This is a genomic window from Xenorhabdus entomophaga (genome assembly GCF_037996725.1).
GTDB lineage: Bacteria > Pseudomonadota > Gammaproteobacteria > Enterobacterales > Enterobacteriaceae > Xenorhabdus > Xenorhabdus khoisanae.
The window spans coordinates 1-223 of record NZ_JBBMXH010000494.1 but is presented as its reverse complement, the minus strand read 5'-3'; the positions used below and the strand labels follow the sequence as shown (position 1 = coordinate 223).

Below are 223 nucleotides of genomic sequence, written 5' to 3'. Positions count from 1 at the left end.
TTCCCAGCCGGACAGCGCTAATATCATGGTGGCGGTGCGCTTATTCGGCAGGGCAATGTAAAACTGGACGGTTTCACGCTGCTCGGCGGCGTTGAGGAAGGCGGTAAAATCGGCGTTTTCCGGGTCATCAATAAATCCCAGTGACTTTTCCGGGCCTTCCGGCATATCGGAAATAAACTGTTTGTTGGTGTCCCTCAGGGTGGTGCAGTCGATAAAACTGCCG

At 53.8% G+C, this 223-nt stretch carries 1 pseudogene; it reads right to left on the bottom strand.

Annotated elements, in window-relative coordinates:
* Positions 1 to 223, bottom strand: a pseudogene (locus AAC854_RS23795) (phage tail protein); the annotation flags it as partial.